At 69.3% G+C, this 22,719-nt stretch carries 29 protein-coding genes; 24 read left to right on the top strand and 5 right to left on the bottom strand.

Features of this window, described 5'->3' with window-relative positions; translation table 11 throughout:
* Positions 1-90: 90 nt before the first annotated feature.
* Together AB0I29_RS08790 and AB0I29_RS08785 are read right to left on the bottom strand one after the other, a co-directional pair.
* Positions 91-936, bottom strand: coding sequence for a protein phosphatase 2C domain-containing protein (locus tag AB0I29_RS08790; protein ID WP_357480461.1), 846 nt, complete (start codon positions 934-936; stop codon positions 91-93).
* On the bottom strand, positions 933-1,757 hold the full coding sequence (locus AB0I29_RS08785; protein ID WP_357480458.1) for a hypothetical protein: 825 nt from the start codon (positions 1,755-1,757) through the stop codon (positions 933-935). Before AB0I29_RS08785 ends, AB0I29_RS08790 begins: the two co-directional genes overlap by 4 nt.
* 126 nt (positions 1,758-1,883) lie before the next feature.
* Between AB0I29_RS08785 and AB0I29_RS08780 the strand changes: the two genes are divergently transcribed.
* Genes AB0I29_RS08780 through AB0I29_RS08730 form a run of 11 tightly spaced genes read left to right on the top strand, consistent with a single transcriptional unit; the run spans position 1,884 to position 9,007 of the window.
* Positions 1,884-2,321 (top strand): plasmid replication, integration and excision activator, encoded by a 438-nt coding sequence (locus tag AB0I29_RS08780; RefSeq protein ID WP_357480455.1) that lies wholly within the window; start codon positions 1,884-1,886, stop codon positions 2,319-2,321.
* The gene (locus tag AB0I29_RS08775; protein WP_357480452.1) at positions 2,321-2,578 is read left to right on the top strand and encodes a hypothetical protein; all 258 of its coding nucleotides are present in this window, start codon (positions 2,321-2,323) and stop codon (positions 2,576-2,578) included. Before AB0I29_RS08780 ends, AB0I29_RS08775 begins: the two co-directional genes overlap by 1 nt.
* Positions 2,578-2,823 carry a hypothetical protein gene (locus tag AB0I29_RS08770; RefSeq protein WP_357480449.1) on the top strand — a complete coding sequence of 82 codons (246 nt, stop codon included), beginning with the start codon at positions 2,578-2,580 and terminating at the stop codon, positions 2,821-2,823. The genes AB0I29_RS08775 and AB0I29_RS08770 overlap by 1 nt, the downstream gene beginning before the upstream one ends.
* Complete coding sequence (locus tag AB0I29_RS08765) at positions 2,823-3,056, top strand: hypothetical protein (RefSeq protein WP_357480446.1); 234 nt, start codon at positions 2,823-2,825, stop codon at positions 3,054-3,056. Before AB0I29_RS08770 ends, AB0I29_RS08765 begins: the two co-directional genes overlap by 1 nt.
* The gene (locus tag AB0I29_RS08760) at positions 3,056-3,301 is read left to right on the top strand and encodes a hypothetical protein (RefSeq protein ID WP_357480443.1); all 246 of its coding nucleotides are present in this window, start codon (positions 3,056-3,058) and stop codon (positions 3,299-3,301) included. The genes AB0I29_RS08765 and AB0I29_RS08760 overlap by 1 nt, the downstream gene beginning before the upstream one ends.
* Complete coding sequence (locus AB0I29_RS08755; RefSeq protein WP_357480440.1) at positions 3,298-4,938, top strand: FtsK/SpoIIIE domain-containing protein; 1,641 nt, start codon at positions 3,298-3,300, stop codon at positions 4,936-4,938. The genes AB0I29_RS08760 and AB0I29_RS08755 overlap by 4 nt, the downstream gene beginning before the upstream one ends.
* 2 nt (positions 4,939-4,940) lie before the next feature.
* On the top strand, positions 4,941-5,633 hold the full coding sequence (locus tag AB0I29_RS08750; protein WP_357480437.1) for a DUF2637 domain-containing protein: 693 nt from the start codon (positions 4,941-4,943) through the stop codon (positions 5,631-5,633).
* Entirely contained in the window at positions 5,630-6,025 is a 396-nt protein-coding gene (locus AB0I29_RS08745) for a WhiB family transcriptional regulator (protein ID WP_357480435.1), read from the top strand. The genes AB0I29_RS08750 and AB0I29_RS08745 overlap by 4 nt, the downstream gene beginning before the upstream one ends.
* Positions 6,022-7,587: a replication initiator gene (locus AB0I29_RS08740; RefSeq protein WP_357480432.1), complete on the top strand. Its 1,566-nt coding sequence runs from the start codon at positions 6,022-6,024 to the stop codon at positions 7,585-7,587. The genes AB0I29_RS08745 and AB0I29_RS08740 overlap by 4 nt, the downstream gene beginning before the upstream one ends.
* 35 nt (positions 7,588-7,622) lie before the next feature.
* Complete coding sequence (locus tag AB0I29_RS08735) at positions 7,623-7,820, top strand: helix-turn-helix domain-containing protein (RefSeq protein ID WP_357480429.1); 198 nt, start codon at positions 7,623-7,625, stop codon at positions 7,818-7,820.
* Positions 7,817-9,007, top strand: a complete 1,191-nt coding sequence (locus tag AB0I29_RS08730) for a site-specific integrase (RefSeq protein WP_357480426.1) — start codon at positions 7,817-7,819, stop codon at positions 9,005-9,007. The genes AB0I29_RS08735 and AB0I29_RS08730 overlap by 4 nt, the downstream gene beginning before the upstream one ends.
* A 283-nt stretch (positions 9,008-9,290) precedes the next feature.
* On the opposite strand, the gene AB0I29_RS08725 is transcribed toward AB0I29_RS08730, so the two are convergent.
* Positions 9,291-9,911 carry a hypothetical protein gene (locus tag AB0I29_RS08725; protein ID WP_357480424.1) on the bottom strand — a complete coding sequence of 207 codons (621 nt, stop codon included), beginning with the start codon at positions 9,909-9,911 and terminating at the stop codon, positions 9,291-9,293.
* A gap of 196 nt (positions 9,912-10,107) precedes the next feature.
* Between AB0I29_RS08725 and AB0I29_RS08720 the strand changes: the two genes are divergently transcribed.
* Positions 10,108-11,574: a hypothetical protein gene (locus AB0I29_RS08720; RefSeq protein ID WP_357480422.1), complete on the top strand. Its 1,467-nt coding sequence runs from the start codon at positions 10,108-10,110 to the stop codon at positions 11,572-11,574.
* Between the two features lie 127 nt (positions 11,575-11,701).
* On the opposite strand, the gene AB0I29_RS08715 is transcribed toward AB0I29_RS08720, so the two are convergent.
* Positions 11,702-12,916, bottom strand: a complete 1,215-nt coding sequence (locus tag AB0I29_RS08715) for a helix-turn-helix transcriptional regulator (RefSeq protein WP_357480419.1) — start codon at positions 12,914-12,916, stop codon at positions 11,702-11,704.
* Positions 12,909-13,229, bottom strand: coding sequence for an antibiotic biosynthesis monooxygenase (locus tag AB0I29_RS08710; RefSeq protein ID WP_357480416.1), 321 nt, complete (start codon positions 13,227-13,229; stop codon positions 12,909-12,911). The genes AB0I29_RS08715 and AB0I29_RS08710 overlap by 8 nt, the downstream gene beginning before the upstream one ends.
* A gap of 158 nt (positions 13,230-13,387) precedes the next feature.
* Here AB0I29_RS08710 and AB0I29_RS08705 point away from each other — a divergent pair, with 158 nt between their 5' ends.
* From AB0I29_RS08705 to AB0I29_RS08650, 12 genes are all read left to right on the top strand, one after another.
* On the top strand, positions 13,388-13,618 hold the full coding sequence (locus AB0I29_RS08705) for a hypothetical protein (protein WP_357480413.1): 231 nt from the start codon (positions 13,388-13,390) through the stop codon (positions 13,616-13,618).
* Positions 13,615-13,929, top strand: a complete 315-nt coding sequence (locus AB0I29_RS08700) for a DUF6284 family protein (RefSeq protein ID WP_357480410.1) — start codon at positions 13,615-13,617, stop codon at positions 13,927-13,929. Before AB0I29_RS08705 ends, AB0I29_RS08700 begins: the two co-directional genes overlap by 4 nt.
* Before the next feature lie 11 nt (positions 13,930-13,940).
* Positions 13,941-14,147 carry a hypothetical protein gene (locus AB0I29_RS08695; protein ID WP_357480407.1) on the top strand — a complete coding sequence of 69 codons (207 nt, stop codon included), beginning with the start codon at positions 13,941-13,943 and terminating at the stop codon, positions 14,145-14,147.
* A 2-nt stretch (positions 14,148-14,149) separates the two neighbouring features.
* Positions 14,150-16,399, top strand: coding sequence for a hypothetical protein (locus AB0I29_RS08690; protein WP_357480404.1), 2,250 nt, complete (start codon positions 14,150-14,152; stop codon positions 16,397-16,399).
* Between the two features lie 3 nt (positions 16,400-16,402).
* Positions 16,403-16,630 (top strand): hypothetical protein, encoded by a 228-nt coding sequence (locus tag AB0I29_RS08685; protein WP_357480401.1) that lies wholly within the window; start codon positions 16,403-16,405, stop codon positions 16,628-16,630.
* Positions 16,631-16,654: 24 nt separating this feature from the next.
* A complete protein-coding gene (locus AB0I29_RS08680; protein WP_357480398.1) occupies positions 16,655-17,746 on the top strand; it encodes a hypothetical protein in 1,092 nt (363 codons plus the stop codon).
* A 16-nt stretch (positions 17,747-17,762) separates the two neighbouring features.
* A complete protein-coding gene (locus AB0I29_RS08675; RefSeq protein ID WP_357480395.1) occupies positions 17,763-18,146 on the top strand; it encodes a hypothetical protein in 384 nt (127 codons plus the stop codon).
* A 144-nt stretch (positions 18,147-18,290) separates the two neighbouring features.
* Positions 18,291-18,815 (top strand): hypothetical protein, encoded by a 525-nt coding sequence (locus tag AB0I29_RS08670; protein ID WP_357480392.1) that lies wholly within the window; start codon positions 18,291-18,293, stop codon positions 18,813-18,815.
* Between the two features lie 13 nt (positions 18,816-18,828).
* Positions 18,829-19,236, top strand: a complete 408-nt coding sequence (locus AB0I29_RS08665) for a hypothetical protein (protein WP_357480389.1) — start codon at positions 18,829-18,831, stop codon at positions 19,234-19,236.
* Entirely contained in the window at positions 19,229-19,705 is a 477-nt protein-coding gene (locus AB0I29_RS08660; protein WP_357480386.1) for a hypothetical protein, read from the top strand. The genes AB0I29_RS08665 and AB0I29_RS08660 overlap by 8 nt, the downstream gene beginning before the upstream one ends.
* Positions 19,705-21,369 carry a DNA cytosine methyltransferase gene (locus AB0I29_RS08655; RefSeq protein WP_357480383.1) on the top strand — a complete coding sequence of 555 codons (1,665 nt, stop codon included), beginning with the start codon at positions 19,705-19,707 and terminating at the stop codon, positions 21,367-21,369. The genes AB0I29_RS08660 and AB0I29_RS08655 overlap by 1 nt, the downstream gene beginning before the upstream one ends.
* A gap of 15 nt (positions 21,370-21,384) precedes the next feature.
* Positions 21,385-22,668, top strand: a complete 1,284-nt coding sequence (locus tag AB0I29_RS08650) for a hypothetical protein (RefSeq protein ID WP_357480380.1) — start codon at positions 21,385-21,387, stop codon at positions 22,666-22,668.
* The last annotated feature ends 51 nt before the right edge of the window (positions 22,669-22,719 follow it).

Here is a 22,719-nt window from a genome sequence, read left to right as displayed (position 1 = left end):
CGGGCGGGCAGCCTTCCGGCAAGCGGCTATCTGACACCATGATTAGACGCTACCAGCGTGAACTGCGATTTAAGTGGAAGCGCCACAAAATCACCCTGCGCGTTTATATCCATGCGGATCGACTTGGCATGGCGTGACGACTAGAAGGGTTTTGTCGTCGTGTGGCTTCGACCGGGGCCACTGGCGGCCCTCAGAGTCTGCTTCCTCGGCCTCGTGTATTCGGCGAAGCACCAACTCAGGGCCGTGCATGGTGGCCTCCTCGTAGAGGTCTCGCCATGTTGTAGCGCCAGGGTGCCGTAAGGGGTCCACACCGTCGCTGGCCAGCACGAGTGCGGAGGCAGCCGCGTGATCGTCGATGGTCGTAATGCCGTGTTGCGCGGCCTCGGGCTCTGCGCCGGCTATCCAGTAGCCACCGGGTTGGTTGACCCTCCGGGCCTGCTCCGCCTGGAGTTCGAGAAGATGTGTCCGGTGCCCGTCGTCGTATCCGTGGCCATCGAGGAGTCGCCTACGGTACGCGGCCCGTTCTGCCGTCGCGACTTCGTCCAACCGGTCGTCAGTGTGGACGGTCTCGGTACCGTCCGCCTGCAGAACGACGACGTAGCTGTCTCCAAGGACATAGGTCTCTACGACTTCATCGGACCACCGGGCGAGGGCGACCGTGCTTGTTGGGGTCGTGGCCGGCGTCAGGTGGTGGGTGTCGCGGACTGCGCGGATCGATTCCGTGATGGCATCAGCCAGTGTGCCGCCCTGTGGCACTGTTTCGGCGATCGCTTGTGCCAGCTGTTCGGCGTACCAGCCGGGATCGTGCGAGCGGTCGCCTGCGACGGAGGTTGCACCGTCGAGCACTGCTGCGAATCCGTCTCCGATGACACAGCGGTCCTGGTTGTTCGTGCCTCCCGCAAGAGTCGCACCAAGGGCCTTGCGTGACTCGCTCATGAATGAACCTTCGGGCCCCAGGCGGCGGCCGTGTCCTTGACTGTGGTGCCCTCGAATGTGCTGGTGACGACGAGCGAGAACGGGTTGTCACCAACGGCTGCGTAGACCTCGGAGAGATGTCGTCGCAAGTACTCCACGGCTCCCACCGACCCGAGGGCGTGCACGCCTGCGACGATCAACAGGATCCGGCTGTGACGGTGGATGCGAGCGATGTACGCGATGTCGCCGGCGGGGTCACCGATGTCAGAGGGGGACAGGAACACTTCGCCGGTGGCCCGGTCGGTGATGACCCATCGGCCGTCGCTGTCAGGCTCGAACGAGAGGTAGGGGTCTGCTTCGATCGCCTCGGCAGTGACGTGGGACGACTTCGGGCCGCAGATCGCTACTGCGTCGGTTGGTGGCTCCCACTCGCCGCTAGTCGGGATCTGGAAGACGTCGGCCGCGAGGCTGAGCGATTCGAGGATGCCGGTAAGGCTCTTCGCGGCGGCGTCGTCTTCTGCGGCGATGACGCCGTGAGTGCGGTCCCCGATCGCACGAAGCGGGATGGCAACAGTGACGGGACCGACGCCGAAGAACGCGCGCTCGACGGGCGGGGCGCTCTTGCGCAGCTGTGTGATGCGGCCTTTGGAGATGCCGACCTGGTTCGCGACCTCGGTGTAGGACATGCCGAGTTCGTCGTGGGCGCGGTCGATAGCGGCCTTGCGCAATCGTGCGAGTTCGGTAGTTCGCTGGCCGTAGATCACCAGCAGTTCCGTGGCGCGTCGGGCCTGACGGATGGGGTCACCATCCGTCCTGACGTCCTCGAAGTCCTCCACGCTCATAGGTTCCGAGTTTAGACCCCTTGACGGATCGCTCGGAGGGGCCTACCTTCGTGTTTAGACCCCTCAACTCGAATGGGTCGCCGAACGGGCCGGGTGTTTAGGCCCCTCAACATGAGGAGTTTCGAGATGGCGATGCAGCGACGGTTTGCAGTGGCTCACGAGGACGTGTTCCCCAAGGGCGCGTTCCTGAAGGGCGAGGTCGAGCCCGTGCAGGACTTCAACGCCGACAAGCGCCCCGACGGGTCGCGGCCGCAGCAGCGGGACAAGGACACCGGCCTTCCCCTCTGGCAGGTGGTGGTCCTGGACGCTGACGAGGAGGCGGGCAAGAAGGACACCGCCGTGACGGTGAAGATCGCGGCACCGGTCCAGCCGGTCCCGCCGGAGAACAAGACGCCGTTCCCGTGGACGCCGATCGAGTTCGTGGGCCTGACGGCTCTGCCGTACGTGGACGACAACGGGACCCGGCCGCGCCTGGCGTGGTCGTACAAGGCCGACGACGTGTGCGAGCCCGGCAAGGCCGACGTCCCGACGCCGGCCCGCCCCGACGCCGGCAAGGCCGCGTGATGTCCCGGGCGGAGTCGATGGCTGCTGCGGCGGTCTACCTGTCCGAGGCCGTCGCTGCCCTGGCCGGTGCGGTCGTGACGCTGGCCCGCCTCGACCTGTACGACGCGGTCGACGTGGTCCGGTCCGTGCAGCGACCGGTCGAGGGCCTGTCCCAGGACATCAGTCTCGCGGCCACGGCCGCCCACCGGGCCGAGCGCCCCGAGTTCTACGACGAGTCCGGCCGCTTCGTCGGCCCCTACGGGAAGGGAAAGAACTGATGGCACTGGACGAGACCACGAGGCAGGTCAACAAGCGCGCCGTGAACGCGCTGGACGAGGCGAACTACCGCCTCGGTGAGGCGAACTTCCACGTCCTGCGCGCGGTGCAGCCGTTGGAGGGCCTGAGCAAGTACACCAACGCCCACGACCCGGCCCTGGAAGAGCTGCGGGCCGTGGCTGCCCGGATCGGTGCCGCACGTGAGGACGTGGCCCGTCGCCTGCGCGCTGAGGACGAGGGCCAGTGATGACGGTCGACCTCGACGAGTGGGGCATGAGGCCGGAGAACGAACAGGAGGCGTGGGAGCAGGTCTCCGGGTGCCTCGTGTATGCGATCGATGCCCTCGCGTGGGCGCGGGCCGCGTTTCCGCAGTCCCCGGCCACGGCCGACCAGTACGACCGCATGGACCGGGCCTGCGCGGCCCTGGTCGAACAGCTCGATGAGACCAAGCGACGACTCGGACAGAAGGAGCAGGGCTGATGTTCAACGGACGGATCAGCAAGAAGGACTACCCGGGACTTCTCAACGAGATGGGTAACGACCTGGAGACCGCCCGGGCCATGGTCGCGCGGATGCAGGACTGGGTCACCGAGACCGGTGTGGATCAGGACCTGGCTCAGGCCCTGGGCGGTGCCGTTGCGGCTGTCAAGGACGCGCACGAGGCCGCCCATAACGCCTGGCGCAGGGTCAGCGACGAGATCGAGAAGGAGGGCCGGGACCGATGAACGCCACGACGACGCCGAACACGGGCCTGCGTGCCCGCCTGGACGCCCGAGTCACCACGGCCCGCGCTGCCGTTCGCGCCGCCACCGTGGAGCACTCCGGGTGGTCCGGGAAGGCGTGGCGGGTGCTGGCCTGGATCGCGTACCGCGACTGGATGTTCACCCGGGCCCTGACCGTGTGGGCTGCCCGGCACTGGATGCCGACCGTGCTCGGCGTCGTCGTCTCCGTGAGCTGGTGGGGCATCCTCACCCTCGCAGAGGTCCCCGGGGACCGGATCACTGGCCCGCTGTTGGCGCTGCTGGTGTTCCTGTCCCCGGGGATCTTCCTGGGCCTGTTCGCGATGATCGCCCCGGCCCGCTACCGGCGTCGGGTCCACGCACACAAGATGGCCGCGTACTGGCCCGAGGTCGCCCGCTCCTGCACCCTCTACCGCACCGAGCCCGACGGCACCGTCACCGTGTCCCGCCTCCGGCATGTCTCGCACCAGCCCGGCGCCGTCGTGCTGCGGGTCGAGACGTTCCCCGGCCAGACCCCGGACACCCTGCACCGCGCCGCCCCGGCCATCGCGTCGGCGTACCGGGCGCACGGCTTCGAGGTCACCCCGGTCAAGCCCGGCGTCCTCGACCTCGCGTTGTTCACCACCTACCGCATCGCCCCGGTCGCTGCCCGGATGCCCGTGCCCGAGGGCGCCAACCCCGATGCCCTGCCGGTCGGCAAGGCCCGTACCGGTCACGTCGCGGAGATGGTCGTCCGGGGCCGTCACACGCTCGTCGTCGGGGCGACCGGCGCGGGCAAGGGCTCGGTGCTGTGGTCGGTCATCGGCGGACTGGCCCCGGCGATCCACGACGGGACCGTCTGTGCCTGGGGTCTGGACCTCAAGGGCGGGGTCGAGCTGGAGATGGGCCGCGCCCTGTTCGGTCGCGTCGCCTACACCGCCGAGGACGCCGTCGAGGTTCTGCGGGCCCTGATGCGGGTCATCGACCGACGCAAGGAGTCCATGCGCGGGGTCTCCCGTCTCCACACCCCGACCCCGAGTGAGCCGCTGCACGTCCTGATGATCGACGAGCTCGCGGACCTGATGGCCTACTCCGAGTTCGAGGTCCGCCGCGAGGCCGACCGGCTCATGTCGAAGATCCTGACCCAGGGCCGGGCGCTGGGCGTCGTGGTCGTGTCCTGCGTGCAGAACCCGCGTCAGGAGGCCGTGGGACAGCGCAACCTCTACCCCCAGAAGATCGCGCTGCGCCTGGACTCCGACATTGAGTCGGACATGGTGCTCGGCCCGGCCGCTCTCCAGGCCCCGGCACACGAGATCTCCCGCTCCGACCCGGGCACCGGGTACCTGGTCCGCGAGGACGGCGCACCCGTGATGGTCCGGTTCGCGTACTGGCCCGACGAACTCATTCGTGAGGTCGCCGTCCGGTACGCCGCGCCGTCGTCCCACTCGGCTCCCGAGCCTCGCGACGGTGCCGATGCCGCCAACGCCTGGGCGGCTGCCGCTCGCCGCACCACACCGAACGACAACGAGACCAAGCCCGGCAACGAGGACGCCCCGGCTCCTCGCACCCGCAAGCCCCGCGCACCGCGCAAGCCCCGCGCACCCCGTCCGGCCGCTGAGGCCGCTACCCCTGAGGAGGTCTGATCATGAACCGCACCCCTGGGCCCGTGGCCCGGATCGCGGCCGACTCCCGGCCCGTGCTCGTCTTCACCGTCGTCCTAACCCTCGCCGTCGCCCTCGCGTCCTTCGCGCTCTCGTTCGCCTCGCTGCGGGACGCCGCCCTGTGGGGTCGAGTGCCTGAGGCACTGGCGTTCCTTGTGCCCGTCGTCATCGACGCCTCGGTGCTCGTCTACGGCCTCGTGGCCCTGGTGCTCCGGGACCGTGGCCACTCCAGCGCCTGGGCCTGGACCCTGATGTTCGGGTTCACCGTCGTGTCCATCGGCGCCAACGCGGCACACGCCTACGACGTGGGGCCGGAGCTGCGGACCCTGGTCGGCGTTGTCCTGGTCGCTCTCGCACCGCTGTCCGTGCTCACTTCCACTCATGCCCTCGCGTCCCTCGTCGTCGCGGACGGTCGCGCCGTCGAGCCCGAGCCCGTGCTGGTGCCTGAGGTGGCCGTGGTCGAGCCGGAGCCGGTGGCCGTGATCGAACCCGTCCCCGCCGTCGAGCTGGAGCCCGTGAAGGTCCCCGAGCCTGCGCCGGCCGAATCGCCCACCCCGGTCGCTGCGCCGGTTCGTCCTGCTCCGGCTGCTCGGCGTCCGCGTCTGGGTCGGGTCCGTCCGATCACTCAGGACGCTCTGGACCTGCCCGGCCTGAACATGGCGAGGGCCGAAGCGTGATCGCCTCCGCCGAGCAGATGCGCCGCGCTCTCTGCGCCCGCTCCGAGTACCGCGGGCTGCCGTGGATCAGTGAGGCCACCTCGCCCGCCCAGCGCGCCGCGATGGCGAGTGTGTGTGCCGCCTGCCCCGTCCTGGCTACCTGCGCTGCTGAGGTCGCCACGACGCTCACTACGGCGGGGTTTTGGGCCGGTCAGGACCACACCGCTCGCGACTATCCCGTCCAGGGCGTGCTGGACCTCGACCTGGGTCTGAAGGGTCACCGCGTGGTGCCTGCTGGTGAGGTCGCTGACCTTGGTGACGGCTGGGTCCTGGTCGACCCGCAGGAGTACACCGAGCTGGACGGCTCGACCCGTGTGGGTGGCCTGCTGGCCAAGGTCCGGAACGCCGCATGACCACCACGCCCACGTTCCCCGGCTTCGGGGAACATGCACCACTCGACGTCGCTCCGGGCACCCTGGGATTCGCTACCCAGACCGCCCGGGGCACGTCCTTCCGTTCCCGCCTGGACGCCTTCGCAGACACCGCCGCAGCCGTGGGGTACTGCTCGCACCCGATCAAGCTCAACGGGTCCTCCATGACCATCGACACCACCACCGGTGAGGTCATCTCGGAGTACCACTCGGCCGACGCCCCGATGGGGCAGCTCTACCGGCCCTGCGGCAACCGGCGTGCCGACATCTGCCCCGCGTGCTCCCGCGTCTACGCCCGCGACACCTTCGCGATGATCCGATCCGGCCTCCTGGGCGGCAAGACCGTCCCCGAGACCGTCAAGGACGCGCCGCTGGTGTTCGCGACCCTGACGGCGCCGTCGTTCGGGCACGTTCACGGCATCCGGAAGAAGGACGGTCACAAGACCGGCGGGACCTGCCGCCCCTTCGACCGGGCCAAGGTCTGCCCGCATGGCCGGTCCAAGTCGTGCATGCGTGTGCACACCGAGAACGAGACCATCGTGGGGGCTCCGCTGTGCTGGGACTGCTACGACTGGGACACCGCCATCGTCTGGCAGTGGCACGCCCCGGAACTCTGGCGCCGCTTCACCATCGGTCTCCGCCGCGCCCTCGCCTCCCACCTCGGGCTGACGGACACGGAGCTCAAGCACGCGGTCTCGGTGCAGTACGCCAAGGTCGCGGAGTACCAGGCGCGCGGTTCGGTCCACTTCCACGCCCTGATCCGGCTCGATGGTCCGGACGGTCCCGGGTCGATGGCTCCCGTGGACGGGGACACCCTCAAGGGCCTGATTACGTCTGCTGCCCTCGGTGTCGAGTACACCGCTGTTCCGGTCGATGGTGCCGACGTGCCGCGCAAACTGGCCTTCGGGGTCCAGGTTGATACGCGGACCGTGAGCACTGGCCTGCCGGGCAGCGTCGCTGACGAAGCACACTCCACCGACACCCTGTCGCCCGAGCAGGTCGCGGGGTACCTGGCGAAGTACGCGACCAAGTCCACCGACGTCGACCCGACCGCACCTCGAGCACATCTGTCCCGCCTGATCCGGCAGTGCCGTCGCCTGGCTGACCGTGCCGCCACCGCATGCCGCCCGGACGGGTACGAGCCGGAAGAGGACGAGGACGGGTGCGTGTGTGGGGAGTGCATCAACTCGCCGTACCGGCTGCTGGCGAAGTGGTCGCACATGCTCGGCTTCCGGGGCCACTTCTCCAGCAAGTCCCGCCGCTACTCCGTCACCCTCGGACGCCTGCGCACCGCTCGGGCTCGGTTCGCGCGGCTGGCTGCTGAGGCTGAGCGGGCTGGGGAGCCGTTGGACGTGGCCGACCTGGAACGTCGCCTGTTGGCCGACGACGAGGAAACCACGCTCGTCGTCGAGGGCTCCTGGACGTACTCGGGGACCGGCTGGGCCAGCAACGGTGAGAAGGAACTAGCTGAGGCTGCTGCCGCTCGTGCCCGCGAATACGCGCAGTGGAAGGCAGCACAGAAGAACCCGGGCCGCTCGGCCTGACCAACGACTTGGTGGATGTGGAAGGGGACGTACCGATGAGCCAGAACGACAAGATCCTGACGCAGGCCGAGGTGGCCGCGATCCTCCGCGTGCCGGAGAGCACCCTGCAAGACCTCGCCCGCCGTGGGCACCGCTCGATCCCGCAGGCGTGGAAGGTCGGCCGTGCCTGGCGCTGGCTCGCCTCCGACGTCGACGCCTTCATCACCTCGCGCGGTCAGCAGGTCGCGGCATGAGCGTCAAGAAGCGGGTCTACACCTACCAGGGTGACGACGGAGAGACCCGAACTCGTGAGGTGTGGCGCGCTCGGGTCTGGACCTACCCGCCGCACGGCCCCCGTAAGGAGGTCGAAGACGAGTTCGAGACCTGGAAGGAGGCCAAGAAGTGGGAGGGGGACCAGCGGACCGGGGCTCGCGGTCGGACGCTTGACGTGGAGCGCACCACCCTTGCGGACGCCGGTCTGTGGGAGCGAGCTGAGTCCCGGCTTCGGGCACGGCTGGCACCCAAGACCTTTGACCACTACCGACGCGGCTGGGAAAAGCGCGTCATCGGGTCGTTGGGATCGCTCAAGCTCGGCCAGCTCACCACCGGTGCCATTGAGCACGCTGCGGTCGAGTGGGCGCGAGCTGGCGCTGGTCCGTCAACGGTCCGGCAGGCGCGTCTTGCCCTCTCTGCGGTGCTCGACGTTGCAGTCAGTGACGGACTGCTTCCGGTGAACGTCGCGGCGGTCCGGACGAGGGGGAAGCGCTCGGGTCGGCGTCAGAAGCGCAAGGTCGGCAAGACGATGCGGCCGGAGCAACTGGCGGAACTGGTCGACGGCATTCGGGATCTGCCTGCGGGGGAGACCTATGCGCTGATGGTCGATCTGATGGGTACGGCTGCTCTGCGGTACGGGGAGGCAGCCGGGCTCCGCGTCGGTGACATTGACTTCGGCCGTGGCGTGATCGAACTCCAGCGGCAGGTCACGGAGGTGTCGAAGGAGGAGCTCGACGCACCGCTGAAGGAGGGCTACTGGCGAGACGGGAATCTGGTGTGGGGGCCGCTGAAGAACGGTGACGATCGGACCGTTCCGGTGCCGCTTCACCTGGTGAAGTCGCTTCGTGCGCTGACGGTGGGTCGCCGTGCGGGGGAGCTGGTGTTCCGGTCCGAGCGGGGAGAGAAGGTCGTGCGCCGGAACACCTTGGCGCGCAAGGTGGGGTGGTCCAAGCGGGTGGCCCGCATGGGGTTCGTCGGCTTCCGGATTCACGACCTGCGAGCAACGGCACTGACCAACCTGCTGGAGGCCGGTGTGAAGCTCCACGTCGTTCGGGACATCGCCGGGCACAGCGACCTCCGGGTGACCAACCTCTACACGCGTCCGCATGACGATGCGCTGAGCCTGGCCGCAGCGGCGCTTGACACGTACGCGGGCCGCACGCGGTGAGTGCTGTGGCGGGGAAGTTGGCGGGGAACGACACAGACCCCGGGCACAAAAAATGCCCCTCACCGGGAGTGATGCCTGGTGAGGGGCGCTGTGCGCCTGAAGGGATTCGAACCCCCGACCTTCTGCTCCGGAGCCAAGAACGGTCGCCTATCCGCCTGCCCCGTCGGGGTCGGCCCGTCGTGGAACTGTTCGGATCGGTACAGGGTCGTCCGGGACTGGCCGCGCCGGTGGGCCAGCAGTTAGGCCAGCAGATAGCCCAGCAGTCCGGACGTGCGGAGGGGCGTCAGAGTTGGTCGGACCTGCGAGGTCGCCCGTCCAGGACCAACGGGCCGTCTGAGGTGCCCAATCCCCTCCGCGCCGCCTGTGCAAAGGCATCTCGTGCTGCTCGTGCGCGCTCGACCGCGTCGGCGGCCGAGTCGAACGATTGGTAGCTCTCAAGCAGACCAGCCACGTCCCACAGGGCCTCGTGCAGATTGCGCGCCGTTTCGATCTCGGCTGGCGTGCCGACAAGCGCGATTTCCGAAGCGGTCTCCTCAAGGGCATCGAGACGCTCGAACGCATCCTCGACCGCCTCAACGATGATGTCGCGCGTTATGGCATCGAATACGCCGTCAATGCCTTCCTCTGGGGTGAGCAGGATCGACGTGAAGCCTGGCATCCGCACTCGCCGACCATCGATGTCCAGTTGAGACGCTGCATCCCACATGTCCCGTTCGAGCTTGAGCGATGAAGCCAAGAACGACGAATTAAGGCGCAGACGGTCCGCGTACCAGCGGGACCGCTCGTCTGCCGATCGACGACGACGCTCAGCGCGGCTCGCCAGGACCTGGGTCAGTACCGCAGCCAAGAGGGTACCGAGAACGCCGATTGCGATACCGAGCACCTGGACCGTCGAGTCATCCATGCGTAGATGATGACTGCTCGCTCAGGGCGCAATCCGAGTCGCCACGCCGGGGGCACCAGGGGCACGGTCCTAGCCGCAGGACACGTCTCGCGCACGGCATGCGCCAACTGCTGGCGTCAAGGCCGGCACAGGAGTCCATCCAGATCACCCCTGTCTTCACTGGCTCTGCGGCGCCACGTCGAGGCATGCTACTTCGATGGCAATAGCATCCGCCCTGCTGCGTCCGGACCTGTGGAACGCACTCTTGCCAGCGCTCACATCCGGTCGCGAAGCTGGACGCCGGTACGTGAGCAGCGGGAAGTTCGTCCCACGCCAATCGGTGACGAAGTACGAAGAGAACGACGCCGGCTGGCCCCAAACCGTGGCCAACAGAACTACTCCTTTTAGCAGAGACAGCGATCCGGTGGATTGGGGAGAGTTGTTCTCGCTGAGAGAAGGGACCCTGTCGTACGTGCTGACCAAGCATGTTCCCGAGTTGGATGGTTTCCTCAACGAAACCTCACGGCGAGCCCTCTCCGACGAGCACCTGATGCACGGTCTCAGCATCGTCGCACCGTACTTTCCGGATGATGATCAAGAATCACAAATCCAGCACGAGATGATTACCCGCTTAATCGGACCAATACTGAATCGCGCTGATGCAATCGGCGCAGAGGATGAAGACTCCCTGCGCGAGATATATCGCTCGGTCGAAATGGCGCGTTTTGCTGATAAATTAACTGGCGACGTAGTAATGCCTTTGGTCGCCGTGTCGTTTGACGCGCCCGAGCCTGTGCGGATCGACTCAAATATCTGGATCGAGCCTCTTAGTAAAGCAGATCAAATGGCTCGTGCCATGGATTGGTCCGCCACCGGAAGTGTCTCGCCCTGGGTCTCGGCTGCCGCTACCCATGCAGTCGTCATTCGTGCTGTCACCTTTGACAACGTCGTTCAGTCACTATCGGTACTGCGAGGGCAACTGCCCGAGGGTTTTGGCGTGGTGGACGCCGAAATCGCTGCCGAGGCAGTGACTATCGTCACAGGCAAGCCCACCGGGCATTGTCAGGTTTTGGTTCGGCCTCACGGCTGGGCAAGTGGTTGGGCGCAAGACTTGCCGCCCCTCTGGGAGGCTTGGACGGGGCGCGCGTATCCGGAAATCCTGAATCGCAGAAACGATTGGGACGGCAAATTCGACCCGATAAGCAGCGAGCAAACGGAGAAGATCGCTAAAGTGGCCGGAGGGCTGCGATCGGCCCCTAAGAATATCAAGGTTGCGGCCCGTCGTTGCAGAAGAAGTTCATTCCGTGACGAAGTGGAAGATATGGTCCTCGACGCGGCAATCGGAATCGAGGCGCTCGTCGGTAAAGAAGCCGATGCTGTTACGCACCGGCTCGCGCAACGCACCGCCGTCGCATTGCGCAATAAGCTTCCCCCGGAGGTTACGTACGATGTAACGAAGCGGTTCTATGGCATTCGCTCTACCGTTGCCCACGGTGGCACGCCGAAACGGTGGGATATCGACGTCGAAGGCACGGAGTATCCTGCTGTTGACCTTGGGAAGATCCTCCTGCGATCGTTGCTCATGGATTGGCTACTCGCGGAAATCCCCTGGGACGCAACTTCGCTCGACCGCCAGATGCTCCAACTGGCCACTCCTCCTGATGAAACCGACGACCCCGCCTAGCGGGGAATCCCATGACCCATGTGGTCCGGAAACGGCCCGCCACTAAAACGAGGCAAGGAGGCCACCGCCTATGTGCGGTGGCCTCCTTTCCGCCCGACCTCGCTTTCGACGCGGCCTTCATCTGCTGCTATGCCACAGTTGCGCGCTGCGCGAGCTCCTGCAGATCGACGGGGGTGCGTCGGCTGATCTGCATGAGGTCACGGATTGCCTGTCGTGCCAACGGGTGCGAGCGGATCTGCTCCGGTGCCAGTTGTTCCCCTTCGAGGAGCGCGGCAACCGCCTCTCCCACCTGGCGACGCTGCGTGTATGCCCTCGCCTTGTCGAGGAGCAACCGACTCCGCCGCTCGGCCGAAAGCTCGCTTGTGTCGATCTGCTCGGCCAGGTCCAGTGCCATCCCCGCATCGCCCAGATCGACCGACGCGGTGACGGCGTGAATCTCCACGTTGGCCGGGCCGAACTCGGTTCCGAAGTCGCTTCGACCGGGGCCGACGTCCCCAGCGACGGCGCGGGCCTGGTCGAGCCACATGTGTGTGGCGCTCCGGTCCCCCTCCCGTGAACTGATGACAGCTCGGACGAGCTGCAAAGCACCGTAGAGCGACTTGCCCTCCGTACTCAACGAACCGTCGTCGAGCTTCGGTTGAAGCGCCCGGATCGCCTCGGACGCGGCGTATTCGGCCTGCCCCGGTCGCTGGACCCGCAGAAACGTGTGGGCCAGACGGAACGTGCCGGCCACCACCTCCAGCGGCTGTCCAGACCGCCCAGCGGCGGCAATTGCGCGGTCGGACGCCACCCATGCCGCGTCCGCCTCGTCCTGCCGTGCCAGCACGGCGGCCGTGACTTGGTAGACCTGAGCGAGAACCTCGTGCTCGGCATCCGTCGCGGCACTCCGCCGAACACGGCGTTCGAGCATCGGGATGAGCGTGACGAGCTCCTCCCCAATCTCGCTGAACGCCGAGGCATGAGCCAGCTCCCACAGCCGGTCAACGTGCTCACGCAGCTCGTCGATTGGCCGCTCATCGGCCGGTGCCGAGTTCTCCAGCAGGGTTGCTATCCCCGGGTAGCCCGTCAGCGCTAGGCGGATGCCATCTAGGTCGCTACCTGGCTCGGCTGGGCCGTCCTCGGGTGGCTCGACGGCATCCGAACGCAGGTCCAGCACAGAGACCTCGAGGGCGTCCGCCAACGTCTGGAGCGTGGACAGCCGGTCTACCGGCAGAACCCCACGTTCGACCTGCGACACCCAGGACTCGGACCGGCCAAGCTCGGCGCCGAGGTCCTTCTGCGAGAGCTTGCGCTCCTTGCGCAGTGCCGCGACGCGCGCTCCGAAGATCTTCTGATCACTCACCCTCTGCGTACCCCTTTCCGTCGACTGCGGTCAGCCAGTCGACCTCGACCTGATCGACCAGTGCCTCACGGCCCACAAGGAACTTGCGGGTGTGCGGCTGGCGCTCGTGCTCGTCGAACGCGGCCCGGTCCCGGTAGAGCTCGTAGAAGATCCGCTGGTCCGGCTGCCCCTCGACGAGGTGGTTCACGTAAACCAGCGTCCCGGGCTCTGAGGCCCGGATTCCTGCCAGTGTCTCGGCCACAAGCGCGTCGAATGCCTCTGCGGCACCTTCCTTCAGCGTGAAGCGGACCGAAAGCCCGAACTGCCCAGCCATGTGCACTCCTGTCTCAGAACCACTGTTGGTAGCAACATGCTACCGGTCGCAGGGAAACTGCGTGCTGCTGTTGACACGCAGAAAAACTGCGGGTTAGGTTCGACCCACACCAGCCGGACCGACCATCGGTCCGGCCTGAGGCACCAAGGGGTCGAGCAATGTCGAAGAGGACTGAGGATCTGGCAGCCGCGAGGCGGCTGCTCCTCGCGCTGTCCGAGGGCCTGGCCAAGGCCGGGCAGCTGCTGGTCGCGTCCGGCCTGGTCGAGGACGGCCGGGCCACAGCCCGGATGCGCGCCGAGGTCGGCGTGATGCGCCAGCGAGTTCGCAAGGTCCACAACGCCGCCATCGCCGCCGAGGGCGGCAACACCGCTACGGGGGAGAACCGATGAGCACCTACACCGCACTTGCCGCGCCCGACGACGAGCCGACGTTCACCGAGCTGGCCGCGATCGTCGCGGAAGAGCCCGTCATCGCTGCTGAGGTCGCCGTGGTGGACGCCGAGTGCCGCCTGGCGGCCTCGCCCGACGAGGTGGCCGTCAGGGCGCACCGTCGCGCCGTGGTCGCCCTCGGCGTCGCGCTGCGCACGGCGGTGCAGACCAGCACCAACCGCGCCCTGTCCACGGCCCCGGTGTACGTGCCGGGTAGCCCGCTGTCGACGGCCCGCCGGGTCGTCATCCGTCCCGCCACCCGCACCGCCTGAGAGGAACCGCCATGATCCCCGTTTCGCTCCTGCTGATCCTGCTCATCGCCGCCGTCATCGCCGTCAAGTACGGCAAGGCCAAGATCGGCACCATGCTCCTGGGCATCTGCCTGGGCCTGGCGCTGGCCTCGACCTCGTTCGGCATGTGGGGCACCGAGGCCCTGAACGACCTGCTCAACAACCTGTTCGCTGGCGCCAACGACATGGTGGAGGGCTGACGATGACCACCCCGAACGAGCACATCCCCGGCACCCCGGACGACGGGCTGCCCAACGACGAGCAGCTGTCCGCGATGGTCTACGGTCCCAGCTCCGAGGTCGAGGCCCAGGGCACGGACCTGGTCCCGTCCGGTGCGCCTGCGACGGCTGCCGAGACCGAGGCGGCGGAGGAGGCCGCGTTCATGGGCGAGGTGATCGACGCCCCGCCGCCGCCCGCTGCGACGCCCGCCCCGCCCGCGCCGCGTGTGATCGAGCACCGTGGGGACCAGCGTCGTCAGGTCCTGCCCGACTGGCTCAAGTCGCCTGACGCGTTCTGGGCCACCGCCCGGTGGGCCGTGGGCTATTCGGGCCACGTGTGCGCCTACCACGCGGTGCGTGCCCCGCTGTACGCGCTGCGGCTGGCTGCCCGCGCCCCGATCGGCGCGGGCCGGATCACCTCGGCCGTGTGGCGCTGGGCGACCGACTCGGACAACGTCGAGACCCGCCGCGCGCTGCTGGCCTCGACCAAGGGCGACCCGAACGCCTACCTCAAGGTCCGGAACGACGCCCGGGCCGTGGCCCGGCGCCGTGGGGGAGCGGCCGTGTTCGGCCTCGCGACGGCCACGGCCGGCGCCGCAGCCGTAGCCGTAGCGACCCTGGCGGACCCGGTGTGGCAGGGCGTGACCGTCGCCGCCGCGCTGGGCGTGCTGGGCGTCGTCGGGCGCAACCGGGAGGGCAAGATCACCGGGAACGCCACGGCCGACGCGAAGATCCCGCCGCTAACGGGTGACCTCATCAAAGACGCGCTGCTGTCGCTGCGCCTGGGGTCGGTCAACTCCGGTGTGCGGGCCGACGACAAGGCCATCCGGTTCCTGTCGATCGTGCGCGACGGCGCCGGGTTCCGCGCCGACATCGACCTGCCCCCGGGCGCCACTGCGTCGGAGGTCATGGAGAAGCGCTCCCAGCTCGCCTCCGGCCTGCGCCGCCCCCTGGGCTGCGTGTGGCCCTCCGGTGACCCGGACGTGCACGAGGGCCGCCTGATCCTGTACGTCGGTGACCGGTCCCTGTCGCAGTCCGAGCCGAAGCCGTTCCCGCTGGCCAAGTCCGGCACGGTGGACATCTTCGAGCCCATCCCCGTGGGCGTGGACCAGCGCGGCCGCAAGGTCGAGACGACGTTGATCTTCGCCTCCGGTGTCATCGGCGCCATCCCCCGCATGGGCAAGACGTTCACGCTGCGTCTGCTGCTGCTGGCCGCCGCCCTCGACCCCCGGGTCGAACTGCACGTGCACGACCTGCGCGGCGGCGCCGACCTGGCCGCGCTGGCCAAGGTCGCGCACTACTACCGCTCCGGCGACGACCCCGAGGACATGTCCGCGCTGATCGCCGACGCCCGCGCCATGCGCAAGGAGATGATGCGCCGCTACAAGGTGGTGCGCGAGACCCTCAAGGGCGACCCGCGCTGCCCCGAGGGCAAGGTCACCAACGAGCTGGCCTCCGTCAAGTCCCTGGGCCTGCACCCGATCCTCGCCGCGTACGACGAGACACAGGTCATGTTCGAGCACCCGCAGTACGGCAAGGAGCTGCGCGAGATCTTCGAGGACCTGGTCCGCCGGGGACCTGCCGCCGGGATCATGGTGTGGCTCGCCACCCAGCGTCCCGACGACAAGTCCATCCCCGTGGGCGTCTCCGCCAACGCCGTCCTGCGGTTCTGCCTCAAGGTCATGGGCTGGCGCGAGAACAACATGGTCCTGGGCGACGGCATGTACGCCGCCGGGTACTCGGCCACCACGTTCTCCCGCAAGGACCTGGGCGTGGCCTACATGGTCGGTGAGGGCGACGACCCCGTCATCGTGCGCACCTACTACGTGGACGGCCCCGGAGCCGAGACCGTCACCGACCGGGCCCGCGCGATTCGTGAGGCCAAGGGGTACCTGACCGGCATGGCCGCAGGCGACGAGCCCGCCGACACCGACCACTCCACGATCCTGGACCACCTCATGGACGTCTGGCCCGCCGAGGACCCCGACTGGCCCACCGGCAAGGTCTGGGGCGACGAGCTGGCCGCGCGCCTGGCCGCCTCCAAGCCCGCCCTCTACGAGGGCTGGGACGCCGCCCAGGTCCACGCCGCCGTCAAGGTCCATGGCGTGGCCGCCAAGAACGTCAAGCGGAGCGGCGGCGCGGTCCGCAAGGGCCTCGTGCGCGACGAGCTCGTCACCGCCCTGTCGGGCGACCTTCCCGACTTCACCACCCTCACCGAGACCACGGAGGACTGACCCATGCCTGTACTGCACATCGACGGCGCCGGGCGTGAGATCCGCCCCGGGGACCGGATCGTCACCTACATCAAGATCGACGGCCGCACCGTCACCACCGAGGGGACCGTCGTGTCCCTGACCCAGCTCAAGCGCGGCCGGTACGTCGTCGGCAGCACCGTCCGCGCCCGCGTCCCGGGCCTCGGCCCCGGGGTCCACTCCCTCAACAGCCGCGACGTCCGCAAGCCCTGACCAACGCACGAGAGGAGCACCACCATGAGCACCACGACCGATGCACCGCGGCGCGGATCGCGCCGCCTGGTCCTGGGCGGAGCCGTCTCCGTCGCCCTCATCTCCACCGTCTCCGCCTACCTCGCCATGGTCCGGTTCGGCACCGACGTCCTGGGCATGGACCAGGCCACCGCGTACACGACGGCGGGCGTGTTCGAGCTGTCCCTCATGACCGTCGCTCTGCTGGCTCGTGAGGCGGCCCGGGACAACCGGCCCGGCGGCACGCTGCTGACCCTGACGTGGGCGCTGTCGTCCGCGTCCGGGGTGTTCGCCGCGTGGCACGAGGTCTACCTGGACCACCCCGCCGGCGCCGTCCTGTTCCGGTTCATCGTCCCGCTGCTCGCAGCCCTGATGTGGCACCTCGCCCTCATCGGTGACCGCCACCTCGCGTCCGGCGCGACCTGGTCCGGCATCCGGCAGACCATGCGGATGCACGCCCTGTTCCTCACCACGGAGGACGCTGTCCGGGCCCACGCCGCCGACGACGGCACCCCCGCCGCACGACGCGCCATTGTCCGGGCCGAGGCCCGCCGCCGGGCCGCCCGCGCGGTCGCCCTCAAGACGGTGCCGCCCGCCGAGATGCGCACCCGGACGCTGGAGTGGATGGACTCGCTGTCCGCCGTCGCCGACGCCGTGACCGACGTCGCCCGCCTGCACGTCGAGGCCAACAACCGCGTCGCCGGGTTCGTGTCCGCCCCGGTCGCGTCCGGGCCGGACTACACCGACCGCGCCGCCGACGCTGTCCGGGCCGAACTGGCGGACATCATCGCGGACACCCAGACGGACACGACGGCGGACAGCGACCGCCTGTCCGCCGTCGCGGCAGCCGGACAGGACACCCCGCGTGTCCGGGCCACCGTCCGGCCCAAGTCGACCCGGACCGTCCGCCCGGTCGCATCGGCCGGTGACCGGGCTGTCCGCCTCGACATCGTGTCCGGGCTGCTGACCACCAACCCGGACGCCACCGCCAGTGACGCCCTGTCCGCCCTGGCGGACAACGGCCACCACGTCACCGACCGGACGGCGCGCCGCCTGCTGGCCGACGCCCGCCCCACCGCCACCGTCGCTGTCGCCTGATCGGGAGGAGCCCACCATGAACCGCAACGACACCAGCACCGAGACCATGAGCCCCGCCGAGTACGCCGAGCTGGTCCGCGACGCCCGCGAGCTGGTTACCGCCGTCGAGCGCGCCGTACGCCGCACGGGTGCCGTGTTCGTGGCCGCGATGGGCCTCACCATGGCTGCCACGGCCCTCCGGGTGCCCGTGGTGGGCGAAGTGGCCGCCGTGGTCGCCGTGATCGCGTTCACCGCCGCGCTGCTCACGCTCGTGTGCCGCATCGCCATCGGAACGATGCCCGCCGAGGTAGCCGCCGCCGCACCCGCCGAGGTCTTGCCGAGCCCGGCGAACGGTAGCGGGAGGCCCGCTACCGGTAGCGAGGCCGCTACCGCCGAAAACGGCGTGATTCCAACGAAGTAGCGGGGTAGCGCCCCTCGCCGGCGCACCCCGAAACCCCCACCCCTGGCAGTTCTGAGGGCACGGCGGGCCGCTACCGCTACCCGCCGTGCCCCTACCCCACCCATGCCAAAAACAGGCCGCACACCGGCCTGGGAAGGGATCGCCATGGACACCACCACGACGCTGCACGCCGTGGCCGACAGCACCGACCCGCTGGTCACCGCCGCATGGCTGGACGGGTACGACACCGGGCAGCACATCGGCGCCACCCTCGGCACCCGTGACGCCTGGACCGAGGGCTACGACGCCGGGCACGCAGCCGGGATCGAGGCCGCCCGCCGCCAGCTCGACGCCGAGGCCGAGGCCGCCGCCGACGAGCACCGGTCGCGTGTCCACGCCGACCTGCGACAGGACCGGCCCGCGTTCGACGAGCTGTGCGACCGCCGCGCCGCGACGGCCGACGAGCACGGTCACCACGAGACCGCCGCCGTCGAGCGTGCCCGCGCCGCCCGGCAGCGCTGGCTGCTGCGGGCCAACGGCGTCGTGCCCATGCACACCGCAACCGGGCACGTGTACCCCGCCAACTGGCCCGAGTCCGAGCGGTACTGCGCCCACGCCGTCGCCACCGTCGCTGGGAGTCCCGCCCGGCACACGGCACCCGCCATCACCCCTGTCCGCACCGCCGCCTGAGGGAGAGACCGCCATGAGCAGCACGCCCCGCCACCTGACCGCCGTCCCCGCACACGACGTCGAGACGTTCGTTCTCGACGTCCACCGCACCCACACGAGCTGGTGCTACTGGGCGCCCCAGCCAGGACAGCCCCGCCGCGTCGAGTACGCCGAGGCGCAGGCCGGGACGTACCCCGTCCGCGTCGAGACCAGCCCCGTGGGCGACCTGCTCGCGGTGGTGGACCTGGACACGTTCGTCATGCGCCGCATCACCTGGCGGTGGATCTTCCCCCGCATCGAGCGGCCCTGTGTGCGGTCCGTGTCCGACGTCGCCTGGCTCACCGACGAGGTGATCGACGGCGCCGCGGCGATGACCGATGACGACGGCACCCCGCTCGCCACCTGGCGGCGCCTGACCACGAAGGAGGACGGCCGTGGCTGACCTGCTGCTGAACGTCGGTGACCACCTGCGCGTGACGGTCAACTACTACACGCTCCCGGCCGCGGACTACCAGGGCGTCCTGACCGAATTCGAGCCCACCGGGTTCGACACCACGGGCAGGCCGTTCCCGCCGTACGCCGTGGTGTGCGACCCAGACGGGAACTACCTGGTCTCGTTCCCCCTCGACTACGACGCCCGCCGCGTGAGCTACCCCGACGTGTACCGCGTCGAGCTGGTGAGGGTCTACCCGCGTGACGCGGCGTGGTGGGACCGGCCCGGCACCGCCCGCGCCTACCACGCGCCCGACGACCCGCACGCCCCGGTGTGGGCGGCCTGCGCGCCCGGTCGCATCCTCCTGCACACCCCCGGGGCCAGCACCCCGGACCAGGCCCCGGCACTGTGCCGCCGCCCCGCGTGCACCCGCCGCACCAGCCCCACCAAGCGCACCCAGAGCGAGGAGAACCGCTGATGAGCAACCTGACCATGACTGACCTGTTCTGCGGCGCCGGCGGATCTTCCACCGGAGCAGTCACCGTGCCCGGTGTCTCGGTGCGGCTGGCGGCGAACCACTGGGACAAGGCCATCGCGACCCACAACGAGAACCACCCCACGACCGACCACCTCCAGGCCGACATCTCCAACACCGACCCGCGCTACGTCCCGACCACGGACCTGCTGTGGGCGTCCCCGGAGTGCACGAACCACTCCCGGGCCAAGGGCCGCAAGCTGCACACCCAGCCCGACCTGTTCGGCGACGTCCTGCCCGACGAGGCCACCCAGCGGTCCCGGGCGACGATGTGGGACGTCGTGCGGTTCACCGAGACCCACAACTACCGCGCCGTAATCGTCGAGAACGTCGTCGAGGTCGCGGACTGGTCCTCACCCACGGGCATCCGTGGTGGCCTGTTTGACGCCTGGCTGGCCGCCATGCACTCGATGGGGTACCGGCACCAGATCATCTCGCTGAACAGCATGCACGCCCAGGCCGGGGGACTGCCCGCGCCGCAGTCCCGCGACCGGGTCTACATCGCGTTCTGGCGGGCCGGGGAGCGCGCCCCGGACTTCGAGCACATGCTCCGCCCGGCCGCGTACTGCCCCACGTGTGACGAGGTGGTCCGGGCCCGGCAGTGGTGGAAGCGCGGCAACGGCGACCGCCCGGGCCGGTACCGGTCGCAGTACCTCTACCGCTGCCCGAACACCCGGTGCCGGAACGCCGTCGTCGAGCCCGCGTGGCTGCCCGCCGCGTCGGTCATCGACTGGACCGTCCCGGGCGTCCGGATCGGGGAGCGGGAGTCCCTCGGGTTCAAGCCGCTGGCCGACAAGACTCGCCGCCGGATCGCGGCAGGGATCGCCCGCTACTGGTCCCCCTTCCACCTGGAGGCCGGGGGCAACACGTACGACGCCGCCGACCCCAAGCACGTGAGCCACGGCGACCCGAACGCGTACTACCGCGCCTGGTCCACGGCGGACGTGCTCAAGACGCTGCACACGATCGAGTCCAAGGCTCTCGCCATCCCGGTCGAGGGTCGTGACGGCAAGTCCGCCCAGCCGATGGGGCAGCCGCTGCGCACCCAGACGACGCGTCTCGAGACGGCGATGGTCGCCCCGTTCATCGCAGAGCTGCGGGGCGGTGGTTCCACCGCACGATCTGCCGGTGACCCGCTCGCGACGGTCACGGCGTCGGGCAACCACCACGGTCTGGTGATGCCGTACTACGGCACCGGGCGGACCGCCTCGGCCGGTGAGGCGCTGTCCACCGTGACCACGGTGCAGCGCCACGCGCTGATCCACCGGAACAACTCCGGGGGAGCGGAGATGACCACCCCCGCCGGCGAACCGCTGCGCACGCTGACCACGGCCGGTCACCAGTCGGTCCTCACGCCCGGGGACCTCGCGGCGGCCGAGGCCGCGGTGGATGACTGCACGTTCCGGATGCTGGAGCCGTCCGAGGTCAAGCAGGGCATGGCGTTCCCGACCGAGTACGTGATGGTCGGCAACCGCCGCGAACAGGTCCGCCTCGCGGGCAACGCGGTCACCCCGCCTGCCGCCCGGGACCTGATCGCCACCGTCGCCGCCGCGATCACGGGCGAGCACCACGCCACCACCGCCCAGACCACCGCCCTCGCGGCCTGACGGAAGGGAGCCACCATGACCGCCACGACCCCCGACCTGCACACCACCGAGCCGAGCGACCTTGACCCCGAGTCGGTGTTCTGGGAGGCGCGCCCCGAGCTCGCCGCCGTCCGTCAGACCGCCCGCGCCGCCATGGCCTCACCCTGGGCCGTCCTGGGCTGCGTCCTGGCACGTGTGTCGCTCTCGGTGCCGCCCTCGGTCGTCATCCCGCCCCTGGGCAACGACCGCTCCGCCGTGGCGTCCCTGAACGTGTTCGTGGGCCTCGTCGGCCCGTCCGGCACGGGCAAGGGCGTCGCCACCGCCGCCGCCGAGGACTTCCTGAACACCCCGCCCGGCGGTGGTCGCCTCATCGAGAAGCTGCCCCTCGGATCTGGCGAGGGCATCTCTCACACCCTCATCGAGACCGACAGCGAGGGCGAGGTCACCCCCTCCATCCGCTCCGTGTGGTTCGACGTCCCCGAGATTGACACCCTCACGGCCCTGATCGGTCGCCAGGCGTCCACGACGTCGTCTGAGCTGCGCAAGATGTTCTCCGGTGAGGGGCTGGGCTTCCAGAACTCCGACGCGACTCGCCGCAAGATCGTCCCCGCGCACTCCTACCGCGCCGCTCTCGTCGCCGGGGTCCAGCCGCTCAAGGCCGGGCCACTACTGGACGACGCCGCCGGGGGTACGCCTCAGCGGTTCCTGTGGCTGCCCGCCACCGATCCCGGAGCGCCCGACGTCACCCCGGACGCCCCGGCGCCGCTGTCCTGGTCCAGCCCGGTCCTGGCCACCGAGCACCGCCGCACGCTCCTGACCGTGGCCGCGTCGATCACGGCGGTTCTCCGGGAGGAACGTCTCAACCGGCTGCGCGAGGTGATCACCGATGGGCTCGGACAGCAGTCCCTTGTTCGGCTCAAGGTTGCTGCCCTGCTCGCACTGCTGGCCCGGCGACTCGACGTCACCGAGGGTGACTGGAGCCTGGCCGACTACATCATGCGGATGTCCGACCACACCCGGAACCGGATGCGTGACGTGCTGCGCGCCGAGGCGATGCAGGCTGTCCAGGCGCGGGCCGAGGCACGGGCCGCGTTCGACGAGCACCACGACGCCGCCGCTGCGCAGCGCACGGCCGCCAAGATCCTCAGCAAGCTCGACAACGAACCGGTCTCCGCGACCACCGTCCGGCGCGCCCTCGGCCCGGCGCTGCGGGACTACTTCGAGGCCGCCACGGACGACCTGATCCGGCGTGGCCTGGTCGAGCGCAACGACGACGTCTACCACGGGCAGCCCCGCACCCGACTGCGCCGCCGACAGTGAGCCCGAGACGGTGAGGGGTGACAAACCGTCACCCCTCACCGTCACCCCTAA

The organism is Promicromonospora sp. NPDC050262 (genome assembly GCF_040655935.1).
Classification (GTDB): Bacteria; Actinomycetota; Actinomycetes; order Actinomycetales; family Cellulomonadaceae; genus Promicromonospora.
This window is presented reverse-complemented; position numbering and strand designations above follow the sequence as displayed.

What these genes read in the sequence shown, in the direction of transcription:
- AB0I29_RS08790 (WP_357480461.1), bottom strand. Translation starts at nt 936, where the DNA reads ATGAGCGAGTCACGCAAGGCCCTTGGTGCGACTCTTGCGGGAGGCACG.
- AB0I29_RS08785 (WP_357480458.1), bottom strand. Translation starts at nt 1,757, where the DNA reads ATGAGCGTGGAGGACTTCGAGGACGTCAGGACGGATGGTGACCCCATC.
- AB0I29_RS08780 (WP_357480455.1), top strand. Translation starts at nt 1,884, where the DNA reads ATGGCGATGCAGCGACGGTTTGCAGTGGCTCACGAGGACGTGTTCCCC.
- AB0I29_RS08775 (WP_357480452.1), top strand. Translation starts at nt 2,321, where the DNA reads ATGTCCCGGGCGGAGTCGATGGCTGCTGCGGCGGTCTACCTGTCCGAG.
- AB0I29_RS08770 (WP_357480449.1), top strand. Translation starts at nt 2,578, where the DNA reads ATGGCACTGGACGAGACCACGAGGCAGGTCAACAAGCGCGCCGTGAAC.
- AB0I29_RS08765 (WP_357480446.1), top strand. Translation starts at nt 2,823, where the DNA reads ATGACGGTCGACCTCGACGAGTGGGGCATGAGGCCGGAGAACGAACAG.
- AB0I29_RS08760 (WP_357480443.1), top strand. Translation starts at nt 3,056, where the DNA reads ATGTTCAACGGACGGATCAGCAAGAAGGACTACCCGGGACTTCTCAAC.
- AB0I29_RS08755 (WP_357480440.1), top strand. Translation starts at nt 3,298, where the DNA reads ATGAACGCCACGACGACGCCGAACACGGGCCTGCGTGCCCGCCTGGAC.
- AB0I29_RS08750 (WP_357480437.1), top strand. Translation starts at nt 4,941, where the DNA reads ATGAACCGCACCCCTGGGCCCGTGGCCCGGATCGCGGCCGACTCCCGG.
- AB0I29_RS08740 (WP_357480432.1), top strand. Translation starts at nt 6,022, where the DNA reads ATGACCACCACGCCCACGTTCCCCGGCTTCGGGGAACATGCACCACTC.
- AB0I29_RS08735 (WP_357480429.1), top strand. Translation starts at nt 7,623, where the DNA reads ATGAGCCAGAACGACAAGATCCTGACGCAGGCCGAGGTGGCCGCGATC.
- AB0I29_RS08730 (WP_357480426.1), top strand. Translation starts at nt 7,817, where the DNA reads ATGAGCGTCAAGAAGCGGGTCTACACCTACCAGGGTGACGACGGAGAG.
- AB0I29_RS08725 (WP_357480424.1), bottom strand. Translation starts at nt 9,911, where the DNA reads ATGGATGACTCGACGGTCCAGGTGCTCGGTATCGCAATCGGCGTTCTC.
- AB0I29_RS08720 (WP_357480422.1), top strand. Translation starts at nt 10,108, where the DNA reads ATGGCAATAGCATCCGCCCTGCTGCGTCCGGACCTGTGGAACGCACTC.
- AB0I29_RS08710 (WP_357480416.1), bottom strand. Translation starts at nt 13,229, where the DNA reads ATGGCTGGGCAGTTCGGGCTTTCGGTCCGCTTCACGCTGAAGGAAGGT.
- AB0I29_RS08705 (WP_357480413.1), top strand. Translation starts at nt 13,388, where the DNA reads ATGTCGAAGAGGACTGAGGATCTGGCAGCCGCGAGGCGGCTGCTCCTC.
- AB0I29_RS08700 (WP_357480410.1), top strand. Translation starts at nt 13,615, where the DNA reads ATGAGCACCTACACCGCACTTGCCGCGCCCGACGACGAGCCGACGTTC.
- AB0I29_RS08695 (WP_357480407.1), top strand. Translation starts at nt 13,941, where the DNA reads ATGATCCCCGTTTCGCTCCTGCTGATCCTGCTCATCGCCGCCGTCATC.
- AB0I29_RS08690 (WP_357480404.1), top strand. Translation starts at nt 14,150, where the DNA reads ATGACCACCCCGAACGAGCACATCCCCGGCACCCCGGACGACGGGCTG.
- AB0I29_RS08685 (WP_357480401.1), top strand. Translation starts at nt 16,403, where the DNA reads ATGCCTGTACTGCACATCGACGGCGCCGGGCGTGAGATCCGCCCCGGG.
- AB0I29_RS08680 (WP_357480398.1), top strand. Translation starts at nt 16,655, where the DNA reads ATGAGCACCACGACCGATGCACCGCGGCGCGGATCGCGCCGCCTGGTC.
- AB0I29_RS08675 (WP_357480395.1), top strand. Translation starts at nt 17,763, where the DNA reads ATGAACCGCAACGACACCAGCACCGAGACCATGAGCCCCGCCGAGTAC.
- AB0I29_RS08670 (WP_357480392.1), top strand. Translation starts at nt 18,291, where the DNA reads ATGGACACCACCACGACGCTGCACGCCGTGGCCGACAGCACCGACCCG.
- AB0I29_RS08665 (WP_357480389.1), top strand. Translation starts at nt 18,829, where the DNA reads ATGAGCAGCACGCCCCGCCACCTGACCGCCGTCCCCGCACACGACGTC.
- AB0I29_RS08655 (WP_357480383.1), top strand. Translation starts at nt 19,705, where the DNA reads ATGAGCAACCTGACCATGACTGACCTGTTCTGCGGCGCCGGCGGATCT.
- AB0I29_RS08650 (WP_357480380.1), top strand. Translation starts at nt 21,385, where the DNA reads ATGACCGCCACGACCCCCGACCTGCACACCACCGAGCCGAGCGACCTT.